Origin of the sequence: Bacillus cereus group sp. MYBK5-2 (assembly GCF_051915685.1) — a bacterium.
Lineage (GTDB): Bacteria > Bacillota > Bacilli > Bacillales > Bacillaceae_G > Bacillus_A > Bacillus_A cereus.
This window is the reverse complement of sequence record NZ_JBQAFE010000001.1, coordinates 1,338,876-1,360,151: the sequence shown is the minus strand read 5'-3', so window position 1 is coordinate 1,360,151 and position 21,276 is coordinate 1,338,876. Positions and strand designations below refer to the sequence as shown.

Here is a 21,276-nt window from a genome sequence, read left to right as displayed (position 1 = left end):
TATTAGCTTTTTCACTAATAGCACTTAGCAACGTACTATCATACGTGTTCTTTGTAACGGTAGACATCCGTCCGGGCTTACTTACTTTCAGCCTCGGCTCCTCGGAGATGATTTTCAAATAACGTCTGCACACCGGCTTTCAGCAATATACCGGCTCTCTGGAGAACAGCTCACTATTTTACTCTTTCTCGTCTTCAGATTTGTATACTTTGTTAAAAGTTATTTTATGCCATTTAGCAACTAATTGTCAACTAATTCAAAATATATCCTTATCTTTTTTCCCTATTCCTATACAATTACTTTTCAAATTCTCGCAATGCTGCTAAATTTTCATCATCCTCAATAAGTTCAGTAAAGAATCCCGATTCATCCTCACGAAGGACAAATTCAAGCTCTTCCTTCGCCTCTTCATTTCTATTTAACTGCGCTAAATAACAAGCACGATCATATCTTGCTAACAAATCACTCGCGTCAATTATTAATACTTCATTTGTTATTTTTTCTGCCTGTATCGTTTGGCCAGCACCATGATATGAAGATGCTAAAGAAAGAAGAATTGCTGTTTCATTTGGATGATGTATAGAAGCATTTTCTAATACATGAATTGCCTCTTCAAACCTTTCTTGACTTTGATATATTTCTCCTAAAGCAAGAAATGCTCTACTTACAAACGGTGTTTGCTCTGTTAATTGTAAGATAATCTTTTCTGCTTTTCTTTCTTCCCCTGCTTTAAAGAATACTTGTGCTTGCAGAAGAAGAGTATCATAATCATCTGGTAGTTCTCGAACCATTTGTTTCGTTAATTCCAAAGCATCTCTTAACATATCTTCTTCCTCGCACTCAACGAAAAGATTTACAAGTTGCTTCGCTACGTCATAATCCCATTTATTTTCTAGTGACGTGTGCAGAATCTCTATTGCTTCTTTATTCATCTCTACATTCTCATAAAATAGCGCAAATCGCTGTGCTGCCATACTATTTTTCGGATTTAACTTTAAAGAGATTTCATATAAATCAATTATCATAGTAACCATTGAAATTTCTTTCGCACGATTTTTCATACGATAAAAAGCTCTCGTAATGATAGATCGTTTTGGCTGTTCATGCAGCTGGCGTTCAATCCATATTTCCGTAACCGCAGCTGCAGCATACATGAATGCTGTACTCCTTTCTGCTTTTTTCACCTTTAACGTATGAAGAAAATCTCGTATGTTAGACAATTTTTTATGTTGCTCTACTGCTTTTACATAAACATCAAATATACGTTCATTATCAAAATCTTTTTGTATTACTTTCATTGCAACTTCAATTGCTTTTACATTTCTTTTTTTCACTAATACTTTTGCATAATGATATAGAACTTCTATATGCTCACCATCTAATTGTAGTGCGTATTCAACCTGTGCTTGTTCTTTATCTATTTCATTCATCGCTCCGTACACATATGCAATCGCATCTAAACGCCATATTTCAGGTACTTCGTCCGCTAATTGTTCTAGTTCAGTCAGCAATTCTTCCTGAAGATTCATATCTACTGAAAGCTGTGCTAAATATTCCATATTAATATGCAACGGCTCTTCTTTCATCGCCTGAACCATATGACTTTGTTCTTTAGAACGGTTTTCTTCTTTTTCGTATATTTCCGCAAGCTGTAAATGTACACCTACGAAATTCCCATCAAGCTCTAAACATGTTTCATACGCTTGTTTTGCTTCCGTCAATTGCCCTAATGCCATAAGCGTTTCACCAATTCGGTAATACGGTAATGCCGTTTCCATTTGTTCTATCGCCTTATTATATCTTTTCATCGCTTGGCCGTACTGTCCAATAGATTCATATAAAATACCTGCATAACAACCGTACTCACTTACTTCATTTCTTTCTTTGTGTAACGTTCTTAAAAATGCTATACCTCGTTGTACAAATTCCGTTCCTTTAATTCGATTCACATATTCATCTAACGCACTTGCTACATTATAATCACTTTTCTTTATACCATTTTCTAACTTAGATAGTGCTACTTTAAACCCTTCTTCATTTCCACCAAGTTCAATTTCAGCATCCCATAAAACCATTCCTGCATTCATGAGGAAATCTTGGCTCTTTTCAATTTGCTTCTCAAGACCAAGTATATATTCTTTTGCTTCCTTATATTGTTCTCTTGCCATATAAACTTGTGTAAGTCCGAAGTGAGAATAAACATCCTCATCATTTTCTTCTAAAGCACGCTTATACAATACTTCTGCTTCTTCCAAGCTATCATTTTGAAAATGATAATCACCTAATTTTACGTAAAGAGGTGCTTTATCATCACAATTCTCAATACCGTTTAATAAAATTTCTTTCGCACTTTCCTCATCCTTCAAATCAGCTTCGTATATTTCCGAAAGTTTCGTATAAATGTAAGGTGCATTACTATCCAAATGAATCGCTACTTTAAGCCCTTTTATTGCTAAATATACTTTCCCTAGTTGATGTGCACATCTCGCTCGTTCATACCATACATGCGCTTCATATTTGTACTCTTTTAACAAGTCATTAAAGATTTCATATGCTTCTTCATATCTTTCTAAATCTATTAATATTAAACCGTGATTTGTTAAAGTGAACCTTTCAGGACTACGCTCTAACGCAACTTGAGAGTATTGCAATGCTTTTTCAGATTGATCAATATACATATAGGATAAAGCGAGAAAACTCCAAGCAATAGGCTGATCTGCGTCTAATTGTAACGATAAACGAAAGCTTGAAATCGCTTCTAGATAACTTTCCTGTTCAAACGCATATCTTCCGTTTATTAAATGATATAAAGCACGATTATTTTTCTTCTCAACGCTTGTCAGCATTTGCTCCGCTTTCTCTACTTCCTGAAGACGAATAAAACACTGTGCACCATGCAATTTAACAAAGTCCGAGTTCGGAAACTTTTCCATTAACTTATCGATACAATATAAAATAAATTCTTTATCTACTTCAACATCTAAGTGCTTTATCGTATATAACCACGTATTTGGATTATCACTCGTTTCTTTTAAAAATTGTACTAAGTTACTAATTCCCTCTTTGTCATGTTCATCTAAATGATCCGTAAGAGAAAAAATAGATTTAAAGTAACGATTTTCTTCCTCACTTAGAAACGCTAGTTGCTCCTTCTTTTCTTTCGGAACAAACGTGATTGCTAAACAGCCTGTATAACGATATTTTTCTTGTAATTTACTATATTCCACAAGAACTGGTTCTATAAAGTTTGGATCTTGAACATAGAAAGCTTGCAATGTATCATCATATCCAGATAGAACTTGTACGTGTGAAGCATGCTCAATATCTATACTTAATAAAACAGGAATTCCTTCGTCAATCAGTCTCTTATAATTCTCTTCATTCCCTTTAAAATAACGATATTCATAACCTAATTCTTCTAAATAAGAAACAGTATCTGAAAACTTCGAACCTGTCATATCAAAAATAAACTCTGCTATTTCATCTTGTGTACGTTTCTCTCCCCATATATGCAACATCATCTCTAAGCTTGTTGGAACACAATAATTATCCTTTTGTACAATAGGAACTATCGGCAAGTGAACCTTTTTTCCATCCGGATTTTTTTCTAAATTATGATATAAAGATTCTTTTAAATTCTTTTCTTCTTTTAATAGTTTTTGTAAATCTGCAAATTTATTCATTTTGTACAGTGCTTCTGCACGTAAATGTACAAAGTAAGTATTATAGGCATGATACGGCAGCTGAGTATTTATGTTATCTATTACCGCTAACATCTCTTCATATTGCTCTAAATCTAATAAATACTTTATCTTCTCAAAATGAAAATATGGTACTTGTGGGAATTTTACAATCGCATCATCGATTAACTGTATCGCGCGTTTTTGTTCTCCTTTATTCGCATACAATTGTGATAATAAATAGGTAGATAACTCTTCACAATCTTCATGCTGCATGCCAGCAATAAATTGTTCTTCCGCTTTCTCCCATTCACCTGTATGCATATAAACGTAGCCCCATTTATCAAACACTGCGCGTGCACTGTACTCCTCTGCTTTTTGCATATACATTAACGCTTCTTCGTTTCGTTTCATTTCTAAAAGACATCGTACTAACGTAAAATATGTTTTCGCTAAAAAATCTGCATCTATTTCTTCTTTATTACTCTCTTCTAAAGTTTCTTTTAACAGCTGCTCTGCTTCAAGAATTTTCCGCTCATCAATTAACTCATCACAATATAAAGAGAGCGTTCTCATATTTGGGAATTTTTTATAAGCGTAACGAATGAGGAATGAACTGTATTGGTGCATAAGCCCTTCATCAGTAAGGCGAATTAATATATCGAACTCCTTATGCGAAGGAATATTGGCAAGCCAATTCTTCACATAGGATAAAGTATTCGTTTCTTTTATATATGCAATTTCATTATTTATTTCCTGTAATCCATCTACAAATCTCTTGTCTTTTAAACAAGTTTCTAATTGCTTAAAATCTAGCATGCATTCACCTCGAATTTATATTTAAACTGCTACTTGCTTAGATTTTACACACCATATAGTATGTATTCAACTAAAATCTCTTAAAATGGATGGTATTAATTAATATTATTCAAATTTATAACAAAATATAGTAAAAACGATTGTTTTTCTCCGTATTTTGTTTAATTATATGGAATAACGTATCATGCGGTTTTTATCTTGTAGAAGCTGAAATTAGTACATAAAATTATATCGGCGATAATTCAAATATATCAGCGATTCTTTCATTTTATCGGCGATTTTCAAATTATATCGACCGATTCTTAACATTTATCAGCGATTATATGTCGAATATCGACTTATCGACATTAAACGACAATCCTTATACATCATACCTTTTAACAAACTATGTCACCAAATGTAATTTTCATATTGGGAGCGTATACAAAAGAAGAATACACATGAAATATTTTAAAAAATCGTAGTTCAGCTCCATATTGAGCTAGCGCATTATCATATGTTAATCCTCTGGCTATTAAACGTTCTACAAATTGTTGCTTATCACCCGGATCACCTGCAATCCCCTCTTCTTTTAATGATTGATACAAATCGTTTTTATCATTGTGATGCATATTTGAATCTAAAAAGTTCACTTTATCGCTTACTCTACATTCAATATTTTTCACACCTAATCCACTTAAATATATCGGTATTTTCATGCCTATATTGCCATCTTTACCATTTCTTTGCGTATCACTTTCAAATAATTTCTGCAAAACACCTAGCTGAATAAATTCCGATTGTTTCTCCCCATCTAGTAAATAAGAAGCCATATTAGAAATCCAATGTGGTTCAAAACAGATTATTTTTCCACCCTTTTTAACTGAATGTATCATTTTTTGTAGCATTGTTTCTGGAGTAGTCATATGTAATAAGAAAGCATGACAGATTGCTATATCGTATTTATCGTTCAGTTCAATTTCTGTAGCATCTCCTTCAAGAAATTCTGAATCATACGGAAGTAAACGAAACAACTCTCTGGCTTCAGCTAATAATGTTTCTCCACTATCAATACCTGTATACTTTGAACCTTCTGGGAGTAATGGCATTAATACTAACCCTAAATAACCATATCCACAACCGTAATCAACGATATGTACAGGCTTAGTAATCTTCCAAACTGTATTTACTAAAAAGCTTACATAATCGTCGTTGTAATATAAATCTCTCGTGTTTTTTAAATATGTTAGTTTATTGTTCCAATCATACGTTTCCAACATCTAACGCCTCCTTTTATATACAAAACTAAAGTTCTCTATATAATAGCCGTATTCCTACACTTTTCTTAAAATTTCAAAGCAAAAAAGCTAGTGTATTTTTAATAATACACTAGCTTTTTATTTGGAAGAAAAATTTAACAAGTACAATCACAATCAAAACAATCCGTACAGTCTAAATCGTCACAATCTGCTTTTCTCTTTCTTTTGTTTCTTTTAAGATAATAATACAGTAGCCCAAACAATAGTATACAAATAACAAAAGCTATTATTGCTTCTGTATACTTATTTTGAATCATAAAACCAATTCCACTTCCGCCTGAAATAAAAATTAGAATTAAGTAAATCCAGAACATCTATGTAAATACCTCCATTACTATATATCTTAAGATAATATCCATATAACACTAGAGGAAATGAATAATCCCATACCATTACCGCTTAATACACCAGTAGTTATTCTTAGCAAATTTGAGCTACTTCTCCATTTCCACTTTTGGGTGAACCCATCGATAAGTAACGGAATTTGAGCGAAAAATGATAGTATGATTGCCAAAAGAAATGAAGGTGTCATATAAAAATAAATTGGAAACATTAAAATACCAATAAGCATGCCTGTACAACGCGCACATAAAGGTATGTACTTTTGTAGTTTAAAAAAACTCCTATCTAATCTTCTATGACAAGGAATTTGTAAAATAAAAGTTCGAATCAATATGAATCACCCTCTCTAAAAAGATTTTAATTGATTTTGCAAAAAAAATATATATCCAATAAAAAAACAAACCAGGTTTATACTAGACCCAGTTTGTCAGTTTACTACTATATTACATCTCCTCAGGTGCCTCCACCCCAAGTAAACGTAATCCTTCTTTTAATACAACCGTCACAGCATAAACCAATGCGAGTCTGCTATCTTTTTCTTTGCTCTCTTCTAATATACGAACATTACCGTAATATTTATTGAATGATTGTGCTACATCTAATATATATTTCGAAATAATCGATGGCTCATTTTTATTGAAAGCCGCTTCAATTACTTGAGGGAATTTATTAAGTAATTTTACGACACTCCAGCTATGATCGTCTTTTAAAGCAAATGTACATGTTTCAAATTCTACACTTTCTTTTCTTAAAATAGAACAAGCACGTGCATGTGTGTACTGTACGTAAGGTCCTGTTTCCCCTTCAAATTTCAGCATATTTTCTAATGAGAATTCGATATTATGCATACGCTCATTTTTTAAATCGTGGAAGATGACTGCACCAACACCGACTTGCTTTGCTACTTCTTCTTTCTGTTTTAAGTTTGGATTTTTCTCTTCAATATTTTGTTTTGCAAGTTCGATTGCTTCTTCGAGTACTTCTTCAAGTAAAATAACTCTTCCTTTACGTGTCGACATTTTCTTACCATCTTTTAAAATGAAGCCAAACGGTACGTGTTCCATACCATCAACCCAAGTATAGCCAAGTTTTTTTAATACGGTGAAAAATTGATTGAAATGTAAGCTTTGTTCTGGACCAACAACATATAGCGCTTTATCAAACCCATAAGTGTTTTGACGATATAAAGCTGCCGTTAAGTCACGCGTTGCATAAATCGTCGCACCATCTGATTTTCTAATTAAGCAAGGCGGCATTCCTTCTTCTTCTAAATTAACGACTAATGCACCTTCTGATTCTTCAAGCAACTCATGTTCTTCTAAAATCCCAATAAAATCTTCCATTAAATTATTATAAAATGCTTCTCCCTGAAAATTAGTAAATTCTACGCCGAGAAGTTCATAAATGCGAGAAAATTCTTTAAGGGACTCATGACGAAACCAATTCCAAAGTTCTACCGCTTCTTCATCACCTTCTTCTAGTTTCTTAAACCAAGCACGTCCTTCTTCTTCTAGTTCTTCGTCGTCTTTTACCTCTTCATGGAATTGGACATATAACTTAAATAGCTCACGTATTGGATCTTCTTTAACTACTGCTTCATTTCCCCATTTTTTATAAGCCGTAATTAACTTTCCAAACTGTGTTCCCCAATCTCCTATATAATTAATCCCTACAACTTCATAGCCACATTTTTCAGCGATATGTTTCAGCGAATTTCCTATCATTGTAGAACGTAAATGCCCCATCGAAAAAGGTTTCGCGATATTAGGAGAGGAATAATCAATTACTACTGTTTTTTCACAGCCAAAGTGGTTTTGACCGAACTCTTCTTTCTCCGCTAAAACTGTTTTTAATACTGCATCACTTACAGTTTCACGATTGAAAAATACATTTACATAAGGACCAACGGCTTCTACTTTCGTAAAAAACGGATCATTGAATTTCTCAGCAACTTCCTTTGCGATAAGAGCTGGTGCTTTTTTATATTGCTTCGCTAATGAAAAGCATGGGAACGCTGCATCTCCAAATTCATCTTGTTTCGGTGTTTCAATTAAATCTAAAATTTGTTTTTGCGTTAATTCATTCGTGAAAATATTAGATAAACTTTCCGCAAACTGCATTTTATAATCCATGATACAACCTCCTTATTTTTTAAAACACAAAAAACTCGTCTCTAAAAAAGAGACGAGTTTTAACCCGTGGTACCACCCTTGTTGTTCGTTACGAACCACTTTCCCGTTTATAACGAGGACAGGGGGCCTCGGCTTTCTCTACTATTCGTTCAAGAAGCATCTCCGAAGTGCGCTTCATCTTTTTCTTCCGTACTAGGCTCACACCATCCCTAGCTCGCTTTCCTTCTAAAAAAGACTACTCTCTTCATCACAGACAGTATATTTAATTAATTATTGCTTATTATACATCTTTTCAAACAATTAGCAAGGGTCAATTACACCAAAGTGAAACTTAGCACTTTTTCTTTTGTATACATAAAAATTGTGTTTTTCAAATCTAGAACTACGAAAATGATCTTTTAAAACGACACGTTTTCTCGCCACTCGTTTTGCCTCCGCAATTGTTTCGTCAGTAATATCATGATACAAAGCGAAGTGTTTTAACCCTTTAATTCCATCGGATTCTATGACAGTTTCTTCAAACATCGGATCAAGGTAAACGACATCGTAACTATTGTCTTCACATTGCGCTAAAAATGAAAAATGCTCCGTTTGCTTTACTTGGATTCTTTGCATTGCTTCATCAATTTCAGAAACGGATGAAGACCATGTTTTCAAACCATTTTCCATAATATAAGCCATATACTCATTGCCTTCAAGTCCTGTTACTTTTCCGCTTTCCCCAACAACATAACTAGCTACAATACTATCTGATGCCATCCCGAGCGTACAATCTAACACTGTCATTCCTCTCTCTAATTGCGCGGCTTGTACAAACGGATCGTGTTCTCCACGCATTAACCTTTTCACACGAAACATCGCTGAGTTTGGATGAAAGAAAAACGATTCTTCCGTACCTTTTGGATAAATAGCTAATCGGTTCTTCCCTACGACAAGCACATCTTGTTCATACTGCTCATGTAGCTTATGTACTGGTATGTCATTACGTTTAACGAAAGAAGCATTTAATTCTGCTGCTACCTCGTTTGCATAATCTGTCATTTCTTTGTTCGTTCTTCCTGCTGTTGTTACGATCATTGTTTCACCTCTATATAAAGAAAAGAGGGAGATTTACTCTCCCCCTTCTTTAGCAATTCTTTTCGAAAGCTTGTTCTAAGTTCGTAATAATTTCGTCCATAGTTGCACCTTCAATTTCATGACGGTGAATGAAGTGAACAACTTCTTTTCCTTTTAATAATGCCATAGATGGTGAAGATGGAGGAATTTCTCCGAAGTATTCACGCATTTTTGCAGTAGCATCTTTATCTTGACCTGCGAATACAGTTACAAGATGATCAGGTTGTTTTTCAGCACGAACAACCGCTTGACCTGCTGATGGACGTGCTAAACCAGCTGCACAACCACAAACAGAGTTTACAACTACTAAAGTTGTACCTGATGTATTTTCCATAAATTCTGTTACAGCTTCTTCTGTAGTTAACTCTTCAAACCCAGAACGCACTAACTCTTGGCGCATTGGGATTACCATTTGGCGCATGTATTCTTCATAAGCATTTGACATCTTGTAATCTCTCCTTCAACTTTCATTCCAAATTCATCATATCACGCTCTATTAATAGGTGCAAAAGAAAGATAACGATGATTTCATTTTTTTGTAGGGATTTCACAAACCCCACCACGGCAATGTCCCACTGGAACGAGTTTTCTATTATTAGCGATATAATCGTATACTTTACTTCCAAAACCAAGTACGATAGATAGCTTTATAAAAGGAACTGCAAACCAATAAGATGGAACGGCCTTTGCTAATACATCTATGCTCTGAATACCGTCATACCACTTATTATTTTCAAAAATATACAGTCTTTGTTCCATCTTACTTTGTAGTTCTTGAGAAAGCTCATACTTCTCAACTACATCTTCATTTCGAAATGAAACAAATTTCATCTTACCCTTTTTATCTAATTTTTTCGTACGTTCTGCAACGGCCGTACACATCGTACACCAACTATCATAGAAAACAATCATACATTATTCCCCTTTACGAGACTCCGTCATTTGTTTCCATACAGAACCTTTTGCTTCTTCTCCGCCTTCAATACGCTCTAATGCTAGACGTGCTTGCATCGCTACTTCAAACTCTGGATCATCTTGCGCTGCTTTTAATGCTGGAATCGCACTTTCATCTCCAAGTTCAAATAAGAACATCGCTGCACGCCAGCGTACTAATTTACTTGGATCTTTCAGAGATTTAATCATAACGAACATCGCTGCCGGATCACCTACATCTGATAAACAATCTCCTGCAGTACGGCGAACACTTACAGAGCGATCTAACAACGCTTTATATAATAACGGTAATACTTCATCACCTTTTACCATACCTAAATACGCTGTTGCTAAACGGCGTATTGAAACTTTTTCATCATCTAACGCCATCTTCAACACTGGAATATCTTCTTCAGTAGGATCCATTTGTTCTAATGCTGCAAAACGGTTTTTCCAGTCAGAATCTTTCATCATCTCTTCTGTTACTTTATATGGCTCACGCTTTTGAATCGTTACTTCAACAGCACCTGCTTGATTTAATAATTCTTTAACCGTTTCATTTACACGTTCTTCTGAATAAGCAGCAACAATCTCTTCCACTACTTCTTTCCCAATTTCTTCAAAATTACCGTAACGTGTACTTTGTTCTACCCATTTACGCTCTTTTACAACGTTTGGTGCAGACATTTGCACTTTCATAATTGATTCTTTAAAACGATCTGGTAAGCCAACACGTTCTTCCGATGTTCCATCTGTTAACTTTACTTGCATTGGAATTGTAAAGAACATTTGAACAAACACTTTCACTTCTCCAAAATGAGACAGTTGTTGTTCTTCACTTCCTTCCACTACTTCTTCGCCAAAAACAGCACGAACTTGTTGTAATAATACTTTCCAGTCATACTTTGCATTTCGCTCGACTGCTAAAAAGTCGGCTACATGATATACACCTTTAATGCCTTCAATTTTCAAAATTTCTTGCACTTGCATTGGTGCTTGTTCTTTATTTTCATTTGTATAATTATTACGTGCTCCTGATGGTAATACTTCATTCAAAATAACTTTCATTGTATTTGGACTTGGCGTCGGTTCAATTGCTTTAATCTTCACGTAAAAAACTCTCCTTTATTGCATGATCTTAGCTGTATTGTAACATGTTATCACTCTATACTCCTACTCGGATGCTTAATTTTACTACTTTCTTCCCGCTACCATACTATTTCATTCTTTTTACATTTTAAATTAGGAACGGGATTTTAAAAGCTTTCGTTTCCGATGATTTTTATTTTTTATCCATTTCTTGAGGTACCGCCAGTATTTTTTTAAAAAAACACGCTAAGCACAAAAATATATTAAGCTATCCATATGGATAGCTTATTTACATAACTTTCGTTATTGGTAGCAACAAAAAGGAGGATTCCTTACTCTCAGAAGGAATCCTTTTTTTATTTTCTATCACTCGATTCATCTTTTTATACATTCCTATCCTGTGATGGGTTTTATGGTTCTCGTTTGTTACTGGATTAGCCAAAAAACGTTATAAAACTTTGTATACTCTTTACTTGTTTTTTCAAAAAAGCTGGGGTATCCCCTCTTTAAGTTTATTAAAATACTTTCCACAATTTTTTCCGAAGCTATTACTTCAAATCACCTTTTATTACGATGCCCCCTCCCGCCTTCTCTCCAAAAAGGTAATACTCTCAATCACAACTTCAGTTCTATATATTCTCTTGCCTTGTTCATCATCGTAATTACTAGTCTGAATACGCCCTGTAATCCCAACGAGCGACCCCTTCTTACAATATTCAGTTACATTCTCAGCCGATTTGCGCCAAACGACACAATTAATAAAATCGACTTGTTGTTCACCTAAACTATTTCGAAATCCTCTATTCACCGCAACACATATTCGTGCATAAGCGACGCCTTGTTTTGTGTAGTATAATTCTGGCTCCTTTGTCAATCTACCGATTAATACAACTCGATTCATCATAAGTTATACCACCTCACATGTTTTTCTTCATTGTAAGGAGAAATGTTTGAATGGTAAAAAGCACAAAATGATATATCCGTAAGTAAAAAGTATTATTTTAGACCTTACAAAACAAAAAAAGAAACCATACATAGTTCAAACATGTATGGTTTCAAAATTTATTACACTTCAGTACAAGATATGTAATATCCTCCGCGAGCCATCTTTATTTCAGCACGGTACATTGCATTTTCTAAGTAGAAAGTAATCGGTTTAACTTTACTCTCAAATTTTAGTCTTTCATTGCATTCAGTTGCATATCCTTCAATCGCTGAAGTAATAACTTTTGATGATGGATACGTTAAAGCTTCATCTAGTTCTATGAAAAAACTTTTAGAAAATAGTTTTTTCATAATCCCCTTCTTCTCTTTCATCATATTCCATCTCCTTCACTTCAAGTTGCTATCATCCATATTATACCATACATTCAATATATCTTTGAAAATAAAAAAATCCTGCATTTTTCATGCAGGATTTTTTTATTAGTCATTTTTCGTAAAGTACGAAACGAAACGAAGAATTTCTAAGTATAACCATACTAATGTAAGCATTAATCCCATCGCAGTATACCACTCCATATATTTCGGAGCTTGACTACGTACACCATTTTCGATTAAATCGAAATCTAGTAATAAGTTTAATGCAGCAACTACAATAACAACTGCACTAATAATAATACCGATTGTACCACCTTGGTGAATGTATGGAACAGTTACACCAAACATATTTAGTAGAAATACGACTAAATACATAACCATAATTCCAAGTGTTGCTGCCATCACGCCTGTACGGAATTTATCCGTTACTTTTACTACGCGTGTTGCATATAACACTAACATTGCAAATAGAATTGAGATTGTTAGTAATACAGCATTTAAAACGATAGAATCGCCAAATTTCATTGTATAAACTGCTGAAATACTTCCTAACACAACCCCTTCTACCGCTGCATAGATTGGTGCACCAAAAGGTGAAATACGCGGGAAGAACATAGACGCAAATGCGATGATTGCCGCAACGATTAAAGCACCAATTAATACTGGCATCTTCATCGTCCCCTGCATCATCTGTATGTATGAATAGACAGACGTTGCAAGTAGCAAGATAAGCATAATGAACGTTTTGCCTACTGTTCCGCCAATCGTCATCGCAGAAGCACTTGCTCCCTCTTTACGGAATGCCTCTTTTTTCAACATTGGATTAGATGTTCTCATTTTTTCCCTCCTAAAATAGGTTCTACCAATAGTGTAAAGTTTTTCTCTTTACTTTTCAATATATGCAGCTTGTTTTTATTTTAATCCTTCAACGATGTCTGATAGTTCACTCCATCTTTCCATCTTTTTTTCTAGCTCTTCTTCTGTTTTCTGCTGTGCTTCAGATAATTCTTGTGCCTTTGTGAAGTCAGATCCAACTTTCGCAAGTTCTTCTCCAATTGAATCAATTTTCTCTTCAAGTTCGGCAATTGTATCTTCAATCGTTTCCCATTCACGCTGTTCATTGTATGAAAGTTTACGTTTACGTTGTTGTTTTGGCGCTTCTTCTACAACTTTTTTCTCTTTTTGAACTTCCGCTTTCTCCATAAGTTCTCTCGTTTTTTCCATTTCTAAATAATCTGTATAACTACCTAGAAACTCACGCACTTCGCCTCCACCAGTAAAGATGAACAGTTCATCTACTACTTTATCTAAGAAGTAACGGTCATGCGATACAGTTAAAACGACACCTGGGAAATCTTCTAAATAATCTTCTAGTACTGTTAATGTTTGTGTATCTAGATCGTTCGTAGGTTCATCAAGTAAAAGTACGTTTGGTTCTCCCATTAAAATACGTAATAAATATAAACGTCTTCTTTCACCACCAGATAGTTTACCAAGTGGTGTACCATGTGAATGCGTCGGGAATAAGAAACGTTCTAACATTTGAGATGCACCAATTACTTTTCCATCTGTCGTATGAATAACTTCTGCAATCTCTTTAATGTATTCAATCATACGCTGATTTAAATTCATCTCTTCATTTTCTTGCGTATAATAAGCAACTTTTACAGTTTGTCCTACTTCCACTTCACCACTATCAGGAGATAACTTACCTGCAAGCATATTTAATAGGGAAGATTTCCCGCTTCCATTCGCCCCAATAATTCCGATACGATCACCCGGTTTCACAATATGATTAAAATTATGTAATACCGTCTTATCGCCAAATTTTTTCGTTACATCTTTTAACTCAAGTACTTTCTTTCCTAGACGACTTCCGCTTAGTGCAATATCAACTGACTGTTTTGCAGCGGGTCCTTCTTGTGCCTTTAGCTCATCAAAACGCTGAATACGCGCCTTTTGTTTCGTAGAACGGGCTTTTGCACCACGACGAATCCAAGCAAGTTCACGACGATATAAATTTTGGCGTTTCGATTCTTGTGCCAATTCTTGCTCTTCACGAAGTGCTTTCGCTTCTAAAAATGTACTATAGTTTCCTTCGTAGCTATATAGTTTACCATTATCTAATTCAAAAATACGATTCGTCACACGATCTAAGAAATAACGATCGTGGGTTACAAGTAATACCGAACCTGTATATCTCGCTAAATATTCTTCTAACCATTCAACTGTCTCGTGGTCAAGATGGTTCGTAGGCTCGTCTAAAATTAATAAATCCGGTGTTTCAATAAAACATTGTGCCATTGCAATACGTTTTTTCTGTCCACCAGATAAATTCCCAACAATTGCAGTGAAGTCCGTAATTCCTAATTTCGTTAAAAGAGACTTCGCATTTGCATTTGCTTCCCATGCACTCATTGCATCCATACGTTGCTGCACTGCAAATAATTGTTCCTGCACTTTTTCATTACTTGGATCTTTTTCAATATTTAATAGTGCTTTTTCATAATCACGAAGAAGACGAATTAAAGGTGTATCACCATGGAATACTTGCTCTAATACTGTCAGTTTTTCATCAAACTCTGGTTGCTGTGATAAATAACTAATTGTATACCCTCGTGAATGCGTCATATCACCTGTATCAGGAGTTTCTAATCCCGCAATAATTTTTAATAATGTCGATTTACCTGTTCCGTTTACACCAATAATTCCGACACGTTGTCCTTCTGTAATACTACATGATAATCCATCAAATAACGGCTTTTCTCCATATGATTTTGATAAGTTCTCCACAGTTAACATTTTCATATTTGTGCATTCCACTCTTTCATAAATTGTTCAATAAACTGTTCCATATAAAGATGACGAATTTCAGCCTCTTGTTTTGCTGCATTCGTATTCATTAAATCTTTTAATTTCAAAAGTTTTTCATAAAAATGATTTAAAGATGGATCATTATTTTTTCTATACTCTTCTTTCGTCATTTCTTCACGCGGCGGAATAGTTGGGTCATACATTAATCTCCCTTTCGCCCCGCCATATGCAAATGTACGAGCAATTCCTATTGCACCAAGAGCATCTAAACGATCCGCATCTTGAACAATTTTCCCTTCAAGTGACTCTACTGTGCCGCCATGGCCACCTTTATAAGACATATTGGCGATGATATGAAGAATATGTTTACTTTCCTCTTCTTCAACACGTAGCTCTTCTAACCAATCAGAAACTTTTTTCATTCCTGCTTCTTCACTTTCATTTAGCTTTTCATCTGCCACATCGTGAAGTAATGCTGCCATTTCAATCATAAAACGATTTCCACCTTCTTGCTCAGATAAAGAAATCGCCATTTTATGTACACGTTCAATATGATACCAATCATGCCCACTCGCATCTTTTTCTAAAATATGTTTTACAAAAGTAATTGTTTTTTGAATTTTTTCTTGTTTTGTCATTTTATCTTCACCCAGTTACTTATTGTAACACGCCCGCATTTTTTCATCACATATTTTCTTGTCCGCCCATACACTAGGTGGTAGGCATCATCATGAAGGAGGAATAAACATGTTCTATAATAATCAACCGCCTTATCCAAGGCAACCATTGTATCCTCAACAACAAGAACAGAGATACACAGAACAATACGAAGAACAAGAGTTACAACAGCAAGAGCAACAATATGACGAAAACCCATATGCAACAACGCAAAACCAAGAAACTGAATTTCAACAAAATCCATATGACACACGTCCAAATTATGAATATCCTCAAAATCCATATGCAGCACCACAAAATCAAGAACAGCGATATCCTCAAAATCCATATGTAATACCACAAAACCAAGAACAACAATATCAACAAAATCCATATGCAGCACCACAAAACCAAGAACAACAATATCCACAAAATCCATATGTAGCACCACAAAATCAAGAACAACAATATCAACAAAATCCATATGTAGCACCACAAAACCCATACACAACTCAGCCACAACAACCGCAATATCAACAACAAATGTATCAACCAAACTACGACGCACGTGTCTCACCACCTAAACCACCAACAATAGATCCAACTCAACCACAAATTTTACCGCCCGGACCAACACTAGACATTACACAACCACAAATCTTACCACCTGGACCAATTACTGAACCAACACAACAACAAATTCAACAAGTTGTCGGTACACAATTTTTACCTTTCAAGAAACCTGTACTAGATTTCGTAAAACCATGGGTAGATTACGGTTTAAATGAAGCAAAACATACATCACACGAACACGCATTAACAGAAGTTGCTGCAATTATGTTTTTAGTTGGTAAAGGCTTCAATCCGACGATTGCTCATTATATCGTTGAATCTTGGGAGAAGAATGAACAATTTTAGGATTGTTTATTTGATAAAATACAAAAATACAAAAGTGCCAAAACCCTTGTGATATAAGGGTTTTAGCACTTTTTTAAAATCCAGAAAAATTTTATCGAAATAATTATTTTTATAGATTTTCGTACTTTTTTATATAGTACGTGAACAAAATGTGTGCAAAATGTGTGCAAATATACGAATCGCATTTCGCTGTTGTTGCACCGGTTATTTAAACCAATTCTCAATTATGAGATTTATATGAGAAACTAACACTTTTTCCTGTTGACACTTGGACAGTTTCTTGATAGCAAGCCACACGCAGACATTATTATTGATGGAATTGATATACTAGAACATTATCCTTTATATTATTTCAAATATAATTCGGTCATAATTAAAATAAAACAAAAAGAGGACGTATATATCACGTCCTCTTTTTGTTTTAGATATGCTCACCATGATCAATATAAGTATCGCCGTATTCGTATGCCGGCGCAGGTGGTCTACCGTGATCAAAATCGGCCACATTAGAAATATAATCTGGTCTTTGTGGTGCAGGTGGTCTACCATGATCAGCTTGTGATGTAAAAGATTCTGTAAAACTTCCAATAGTTAAAACAGCAGCAAAACTAAAAAATCCTATTAGTACTTTTTTCATTTTAACGCACTTCCCTTCTGAAGTAATTCTTTAGCATCATAAGATATATTAAAGTATTGGCTAGCCTTCTCATGATTACCTTCTTGATAAAGTTTTTTCGCTAAAATTCCAGAGTACTCTTCCATAAATCCATAAAGTTTTTGGGATTCAAAGTAATCTAGTCCATCTGCAATCGTTGTTTCTAGATTCTGCTTATAATTTTCATCGTATTGTGCTCGAAGTATTCGTAAATGATGTGTATATTCAACATCAGCTAATTCAAAGCCTTGAGTCAAAAATTCTTGTGCTTTTTCAATTTCATTTACTTTGAAATGTTCTCGAGCCAGTAAGAATACAGTTTTATGATATGGTTTTTCAGATTTATACACATCCATTAAATGCCGAATTGCAGTTGCAGATATACCTTGTTTTGCATAAAGAAAACCTAAGTTGTATTGAATTAAGGTAATTAGTCGAGTACAGTTATGTTTTTTAGCCATATCCAAGCACTTAACAAAAAGCTCTTCTCCTTGTTCAAACTGACTTAAAGTGACACTTGCCAATCCTAGGATTGTATCGCATTCAATTTGATTTATTACATAATCTTCATGTTTTTTGTATATGTCTTTTGCTTTCATAACATGCTTAATTGTTAATAAAGGTTGTTGAAGGTGGTAATATAGTTCACCAAGTTTATAATTAAATTCAGCTTTTTCAATGTCATTAGGAATATACTCTAAAAGTCGTTCAGCTTCTTCAAATTGCTCCATCGCTTCCATATAGTTAGCAATCATAGTGTTATGCACAGCTTTATAGAAATGGTAGTAGTATCTTAAATACTCATCAATAGTTTTTGTTGTAAGTTTTTCAACTGCATCAAAATCACTACGAGTTACATATGATTTATTTATTAACACTTTATAACTATAATCCAATAAAGAATAGTACAATAAGAGATTTTGATCTTGTAAATCTCGATTTTGTTCGACCATTAAGACACTAATCTTTTCATCAACTTCTTCTTTCATTCTTGTCGCCTTTGTTATTTGTTTAGATAGAATAACCTTATACCATTCATTTAATAGTCTAGTAACTTTTTCATTATTCAGAATTATCATATCACAATCTCCTTTATTTAGTTTATATAAAATCAATCATAACAAAGTTTAATTGTAATAAGTTGTAAAAAACAATTTTATAAATAATATTCAGAATATTTAATTTCATTTTTATCAATTGACGTAAAAACATCGGTAAATCGTTAGATTGTAAAGAAAGAATTATCTATATAAAACTAATTGTAATGCTAGTAATGGTATAGCGTGAACCTTATTTGTCGAAAAGTTTTGGTAATTATTTGGTTTATAAGTATTTATTTCCCATTATTTCGGGGTTAATATCTGAATTATGCTAACAAATAAAGGTAAATTAGCATGATATTGTCTTAATTAATATTTTAGGAGGTATGAAAAATGAAAAAGATTAGTAAAGTTTTAAGTGTTGCAGGATTATCTCTTGCTATGTTCGGAGGAGGAACAATTGCAAGCGCAGCTGAGAATAACACAGTTGATTCTACTATAAAAAAAGGTAATGTATTAGATTTAACAGATCAATCGAATGTACAAATAGGTGAAGTACTAACGTTTGGGGAACTTGTTAATCAAATTGCTGCAGATACCAATAAACCTAGAGAAGAAATTTCTCAGCAGCTCATGGCTCAGGGGAAAGCTCGTGGACAATCATCTGCTGCAACACTTGCCGCTACGTACCGAACACTAACAACCAATTTTTCAGTAACACCTTTCTATAGCCCTTCATTAAGGTTTTATTGTGAAACAAATGAATGGGGTGGAAGCTTCAGGGGTATTAAGGAAATAAAACATATTAATATGAATAGAGATGCAAATGGTCTTTCTAAAACGTTCAGTGGTACAGTTCAAGCAAATTTAGAGGATCCTAACAGAATTTTCTATATTGTTAATGGTGATTTTCATAATAATGGCACAACTACTTTTAATGGCAATGTATCCATTACTGTAGGGAAGACAGGAAGTGTAGGTTTTAATGCATCTTATGCGACGAGTCACTATAAATATACTTATAAAGAAGGATATGTATATTTTTAAAGTTGATAAATTTTTAAATGATCGATTACTTCTTAATTACATGTTACGTTCATTATACATGCTAATTTAATGGAGGTGATCTCTCTGCAACCTAAATATATTCTGTTCATTCAAATTCTAATAGGAATACTAATAATCATGGCACCAATTATTATTACTGGTGAATTATATGATGTTTCAAAGACTATGGGTGATTTGCTAGTTGCTGAATTAATAATAAGAACACTTTCTTTCATAATAGGACTTGTAGTTATTAGCAAGGGGTTTGAAAATTATTCTAAATAGTTATTAGTACGTTATTTTCTAGAAACTTATAAAAAAGGTCTACTCATATTGAGTAGACCTTTTTCTCTACTTCACATACACATAGGCTTCATTTGCAGTTATATAGTATGTTGCACCTTTACTGTTGTGCACCTTGTATTGTGGTGAACCATTCACCGATACTGTAGCATCAATAGTAAATCCAAGTCCTTCATCTACCGTTCCTGCTACATCTTTATCAGACCAAGAAGCAGAGTCATAGAAACGAAGGTCATCTACTTTAGAAACAACACGTTTTCCTATTACAGAACTTGAAGTAGTAGTTTGTTCCCCTTGATATTTAATATAAGATGGGTTGTTATAAATCCATTGGTTACCACCTAGATTTAACCAATCACCTTGTTTTCCCCATACTTGATATGCTTCTCCTTTATTTAATTGACGGATAACACCATAATTTGTTGATGGTCCACTTCTTAGGTTTACGTTGAGTCCATCAATATAAGCTACTCCTGTTTCGCCTACAACGTTTTGAGATGGTTCTTGTGGTTTTGGTTTAACTGTAACTGTTGCGCCTTCATACGCCTTTTGTACGTCCGCCCTGAATTGTGATTCTGATACACCGTGACTGCGAAGGTAATCAATCGGATCTTCGTGGTCAGTTCCACCTAATTTGTAAGTAATATCTTTATGTGTCCATAAACCTTTGCTTGGATGAATCCCTCTATCTTTTAAAATCTTAGCTAATAGTTTTACATAACGCTCGTAAGAAGATTTAAATTTATCTGGGTTGCTAGTTTCAGAAAGTTCTACGTGAACAAATCTTTTATTTGCAGCTGGTCCAGCACCATAAGCAACATATTTTGTATCGGCAATTTGGACTGTTTCGTTCCAATCTACGGCATAATGTACAAATGCATTTCTCCATGTTCTAGCTTCATAATTTCGAATGTTAATTGCTGGTGCTTCTGGCGTTGCAGTACTATGTGCAACAACGCCCTCATAAGCGCCCACACCGTAGCGATATGCTTGTTTCGGTAAGTCTTGGATAATTAGTACTCTATCAGCAAAAGAAGCCGTAGCAAACGAAAATAAGAGTAATAGAGTCATAAATAACGAGCTAAATAGTTTAATTGGTTTTTTCATTGTGTA

General features: G+C 34.3%; 20 protein-coding genes and 2 other annotated features (1 of these 22 cut by a window edge). Of the genes, 3 read left to right on the top strand and 17 right to left on the bottom strand.

Annotation, left to right across the window (positions count from 1 at the left end; translation table 11 throughout):
* Positions 1-204 (bottom strand) — a binding site (T-box leader) (it extends 37 nt beyond the left edge of the window).
* Between the two features lie 92 nt (positions 205-296).
* The 14 genes from ACTFP3_RS07275 to ACTFP3_RS07210 all read right to left on the bottom strand — a co-directional run bounded on the left by ACTFP3_RS07275 (position 297) and on the right by ACTFP3_RS07210 (position 16,181).
* Positions 297-4,499 carry a tetratricopeptide repeat protein gene (locus tag ACTFP3_RS07275; RefSeq protein WP_440009841.1) on the bottom strand — a complete coding sequence of 1,401 codons (4,203 nt, stop codon included), beginning with the start codon at positions 4,497-4,499 and terminating at the stop codon, positions 297-299.
* A 377-nt stretch (positions 4,500-4,876) separates the two neighbouring features.
* Positions 4,877-5,755, bottom strand: a complete 879-nt coding sequence (locus tag ACTFP3_RS07270) for a class I SAM-dependent methyltransferase (protein ID WP_440010001.1) — start codon at positions 5,753-5,755, stop codon at positions 4,877-4,879.
* Positions 5,756-5,892: 137 nt separating this feature from the next.
* Positions 5,893-6,111: a hypothetical protein gene (locus tag ACTFP3_RS07265; protein ID WP_000498601.1), complete on the bottom strand. Its 219-nt coding sequence runs from the start codon at positions 6,109-6,111 to the stop codon at positions 5,893-5,895.
* 29 nt (positions 6,112-6,140) lie between these two features.
* Positions 6,141-6,470: a DUF2085 domain-containing protein gene (locus ACTFP3_RS07260; protein ID WP_000621475.1), complete on the bottom strand. Its 330-nt coding sequence runs from the start codon at positions 6,468-6,470 to the stop codon at positions 6,141-6,143.
* Positions 6,471-6,582: 112 nt separating this feature from the next.
* Positions 6,583-8,271, bottom strand: coding sequence for an arginine--tRNA ligase (gene argS, locus ACTFP3_RS07255; RefSeq protein WP_326036071.1), 1,689 nt, complete (start codon positions 8,269-8,271; stop codon positions 6,583-6,585).
* Positions 8,272-8,316: 45 nt separating this feature from the next.
* Positions 8,317-8,531: a binding site (T-box leader), on the bottom strand.
* A gap of 40 nt (positions 8,532-8,571) precedes the next feature.
* Positions 8,572-9,348: a class I SAM-dependent methyltransferase gene (locus tag ACTFP3_RS07250; protein WP_326036070.1), complete on the bottom strand. Its 777-nt coding sequence runs from the start codon at positions 9,346-9,348 to the stop codon at positions 8,572-8,574.
* A 49-nt stretch (positions 9,349-9,397) separates the two neighbouring features.
* Positions 9,398-9,832, bottom strand: coding sequence for a BrxA/BrxB family bacilliredoxin (locus ACTFP3_RS07245; RefSeq protein WP_000063706.1), 435 nt, complete (start codon positions 9,830-9,832; stop codon positions 9,398-9,400).
* An 83-nt stretch (positions 9,833-9,915) separates the two neighbouring features.
* The gene (locus tag ACTFP3_RS07240; RefSeq protein WP_326036069.1) at positions 9,916-10,299 is read right to left on the bottom strand and encodes a DCC1-like thiol-disulfide oxidoreductase family protein; all 384 of its coding nucleotides are present in this window, start codon (positions 10,297-10,299) and stop codon (positions 9,916-9,918) included.
* Between the two features lie 3 nt (positions 10,300-10,302).
* Positions 10,303-11,430, bottom strand: a complete 1,128-nt coding sequence (locus ACTFP3_RS07235) for a conserved virulence factor C family protein (RefSeq protein ID WP_086385943.1) — start codon at positions 11,428-11,430, stop codon at positions 10,303-10,305.
* A gap of 547 nt (positions 11,431-11,977) precedes the next feature.
* Positions 11,978-12,313 (bottom strand): single-stranded DNA-binding protein, encoded by a 336-nt coding sequence (locus ACTFP3_RS07230; RefSeq protein WP_000982018.1) that lies wholly within the window; start codon positions 12,311-12,313, stop codon positions 11,978-11,980.
* A 161-nt stretch (positions 12,314-12,474) separates the two neighbouring features.
* Complete coding sequence (locus tag ACTFP3_RS07225; protein WP_000975138.1) at positions 12,475-12,729, bottom strand: DUF4318 domain-containing protein; 255 nt, start codon at positions 12,727-12,729, stop codon at positions 12,475-12,477.
* A gap of 105 nt (positions 12,730-12,834) precedes the next feature.
* Positions 12,835-13,566, bottom strand: coding sequence for a Bax inhibitor-1/YccA family protein (locus ACTFP3_RS07220; protein WP_001260655.1), 732 nt, complete (start codon positions 13,564-13,566; stop codon positions 12,835-12,837).
* A 75-nt stretch (positions 13,567-13,641) separates the two neighbouring features.
* Positions 13,642-15,537 (bottom strand): ABC-F family ATP-binding cassette domain-containing protein, encoded by a 1,896-nt coding sequence (locus tag ACTFP3_RS07215; RefSeq protein ID WP_211478041.1) that lies wholly within the window; start codon positions 15,535-15,537, stop codon positions 13,642-13,644.
* Positions 15,534-16,181 carry an HD domain-containing protein gene (locus ACTFP3_RS07210; protein WP_326036067.1) on the bottom strand — a complete coding sequence of 216 codons (648 nt, stop codon included), beginning with the start codon at positions 16,179-16,181 and terminating at the stop codon, positions 15,534-15,536. Before ACTFP3_RS07210 ends, ACTFP3_RS07215 begins: the two co-directional genes overlap by 4 nt.
* A gap of 109 nt (positions 16,182-16,290) precedes the next feature.
* On the opposite strand from ACTFP3_RS07210, the gene ACTFP3_RS07205 reads away from it, so the two are divergent.
* A complete protein-coding gene (locus ACTFP3_RS07205; RefSeq protein WP_211478039.1) occupies positions 16,291-17,118 on the top strand; it encodes a hypothetical protein in 828 nt (275 codons plus the stop codon).
* 421 nt (positions 17,119-17,539) lie between these two features.
* On the opposite strand, the gene ACTFP3_RS07200 is transcribed toward ACTFP3_RS07205, so the two are convergent.
* A complete protein-coding gene (locus tag ACTFP3_RS07200) occupies positions 17,540-17,755 on the bottom strand; it encodes a hypothetical protein (RefSeq protein ID WP_000756629.1) in 216 nt (71 codons plus the stop codon).
* Complete coding sequence (locus tag ACTFP3_RS07195; RefSeq protein WP_000584829.1) at positions 17,752-18,852, bottom strand: aspartate phosphatase; 1,101 nt, start codon at positions 18,850-18,852, stop codon at positions 17,752-17,754. Before ACTFP3_RS07195 ends, ACTFP3_RS07200 begins: the two co-directional genes overlap by 4 nt.
* A gap of 354 nt (positions 18,853-19,206) precedes the next feature.
* Here ACTFP3_RS07195 and ACTFP3_RS07190 point away from each other — a divergent pair, with 354 nt between their 5' ends.
* Both ACTFP3_RS07190 and ACTFP3_RS07185 read left to right on the top strand, forming a co-directional pair.
* Positions 19,207-19,860 carry a hypothetical protein gene (locus ACTFP3_RS07190; RefSeq protein WP_061139362.1) on the top strand — a complete coding sequence of 218 codons (654 nt, stop codon included), beginning with the start codon at positions 19,207-19,209 and terminating at the stop codon, positions 19,858-19,860.
* Positions 19,861-19,929: 69 nt separating this feature from the next.
* Complete coding sequence (locus ACTFP3_RS07185; RefSeq protein WP_033665752.1) at positions 19,930-20,145, top strand: hypothetical protein; 216 nt, start codon at positions 19,930-19,932, stop codon at positions 20,143-20,145.
* Between the two features lie 66 nt (positions 20,146-20,211).
* Here ACTFP3_RS07185 and ACTFP3_RS07180 read toward each other — a convergent pair whose 3' ends face one another.
* Entirely contained in the window at positions 20,212-21,270 is a 1,059-nt protein-coding gene (locus ACTFP3_RS07180) for an N-acetylmuramoyl-L-alanine amidase (RefSeq protein WP_119683284.1), read from the bottom strand.
* Between the last annotated feature and the right edge of the window lie 6 nt (positions 21,271-21,276).

Bases quoted from the DNA above. Each gene is read 5' to 3' on its own strand.
- ACTFP3_RS07275 (WP_440009841.1), bottom strand. From the start codon at position 4,499: ATGCTAGATTTTAAGCAATTAGAAACTTGTTTAAAAGACAAGAGATTT.
- ACTFP3_RS07265 (WP_000498601.1), bottom strand. From the start codon at position 6,111: ATGTTCTGGATTTACTTAATTCTAATTTTTATTTCAGGCGGAAGTGGA.
- argS (WP_326036071.1), bottom strand. From the start codon at position 8,271: ATGGATTATAAAATGCAGTTTGCGGAAAGTTTATCTAATATTTTCACG.
- ACTFP3_RS07250 (WP_326036070.1), bottom strand. From the start codon at position 9,348: ATGATCGTAACAACAGCAGGAAGAACGAACAAAGAAATGACAGATTAT.
- ACTFP3_RS07245 (WP_000063706.1), bottom strand. From the start codon at position 9,832: ATGTCAAATGCTTATGAAGAATACATGCGCCAAATGGTAATCCCAATG.
- ACTFP3_RS07240 (WP_326036069.1), bottom strand. From the start codon at position 10,299: ATGATTGTTTTCTATGATAGTTGGTGTACGATGTGTACGGCCGTTGCA.
- ACTFP3_RS07230 (WP_000982018.1), bottom strand. From the start codon at position 12,313: ATGATGAATCGAGTTGTATTAATCGGTAGATTGACAAAGGAGCCAGAA.
- ACTFP3_RS07225 (WP_000975138.1), bottom strand. From the start codon at position 12,729: ATGATGAAAGAGAAGAAGGGGATTATGAAAAAACTATTTTCTAAAAGT.
- ACTFP3_RS07220 (WP_001260655.1), bottom strand. From the start codon at position 13,566: ATGAGAACATCTAATCCAATGTTGAAAAAAGAGGCATTCCGTAAAGAG.
- ACTFP3_RS07215 (WP_211478041.1), bottom strand. From the start codon at position 15,537: ATGAAAATGTTAACTGTGGAGAACTTATCAAAATCATATGGAGAAAAG.
- ACTFP3_RS07210 (WP_326036067.1), bottom strand. From the start codon at position 16,181: ATGACAAAACAAGAAAAAATTCAAAAAACAATTACTTTTGTAAAACAT.
- ACTFP3_RS07205 (WP_211478039.1), top strand. From the start codon at position 16,291: ATGTTCTATAATAATCAACCGCCTTATCCAAGGCAACCATTGTATCCT.
- ACTFP3_RS07200 (WP_000756629.1), bottom strand. From the start codon at position 17,755: ATGAAAAAAGTACTAATAGGATTTTTTAGTTTTGCTGCTGTTTTAACT.
- ACTFP3_RS07195 (WP_000584829.1), bottom strand. From the start codon at position 18,852: ATGATAATTCTGAATAATGAAAAAGTTACTAGACTATTAAATGAATGG.
- ACTFP3_RS07190 (WP_061139362.1), top strand. From the start codon at position 19,207: ATGAAAAAGATTAGTAAAGTTTTAAGTGTTGCAGGATTATCTCTTGCT.
- ACTFP3_RS07185 (WP_033665752.1), top strand. From the start codon at position 19,930: ATGGAGGTGATCTCTCTGCAACCTAAATATATTCTGTTCATTCAAATT.
- ACTFP3_RS07180 (WP_119683284.1), bottom strand. From the start codon at position 21,270: ATGAAAAAACCAATTAAACTATTTAGCTCGTTATTTATGACTCTATTA.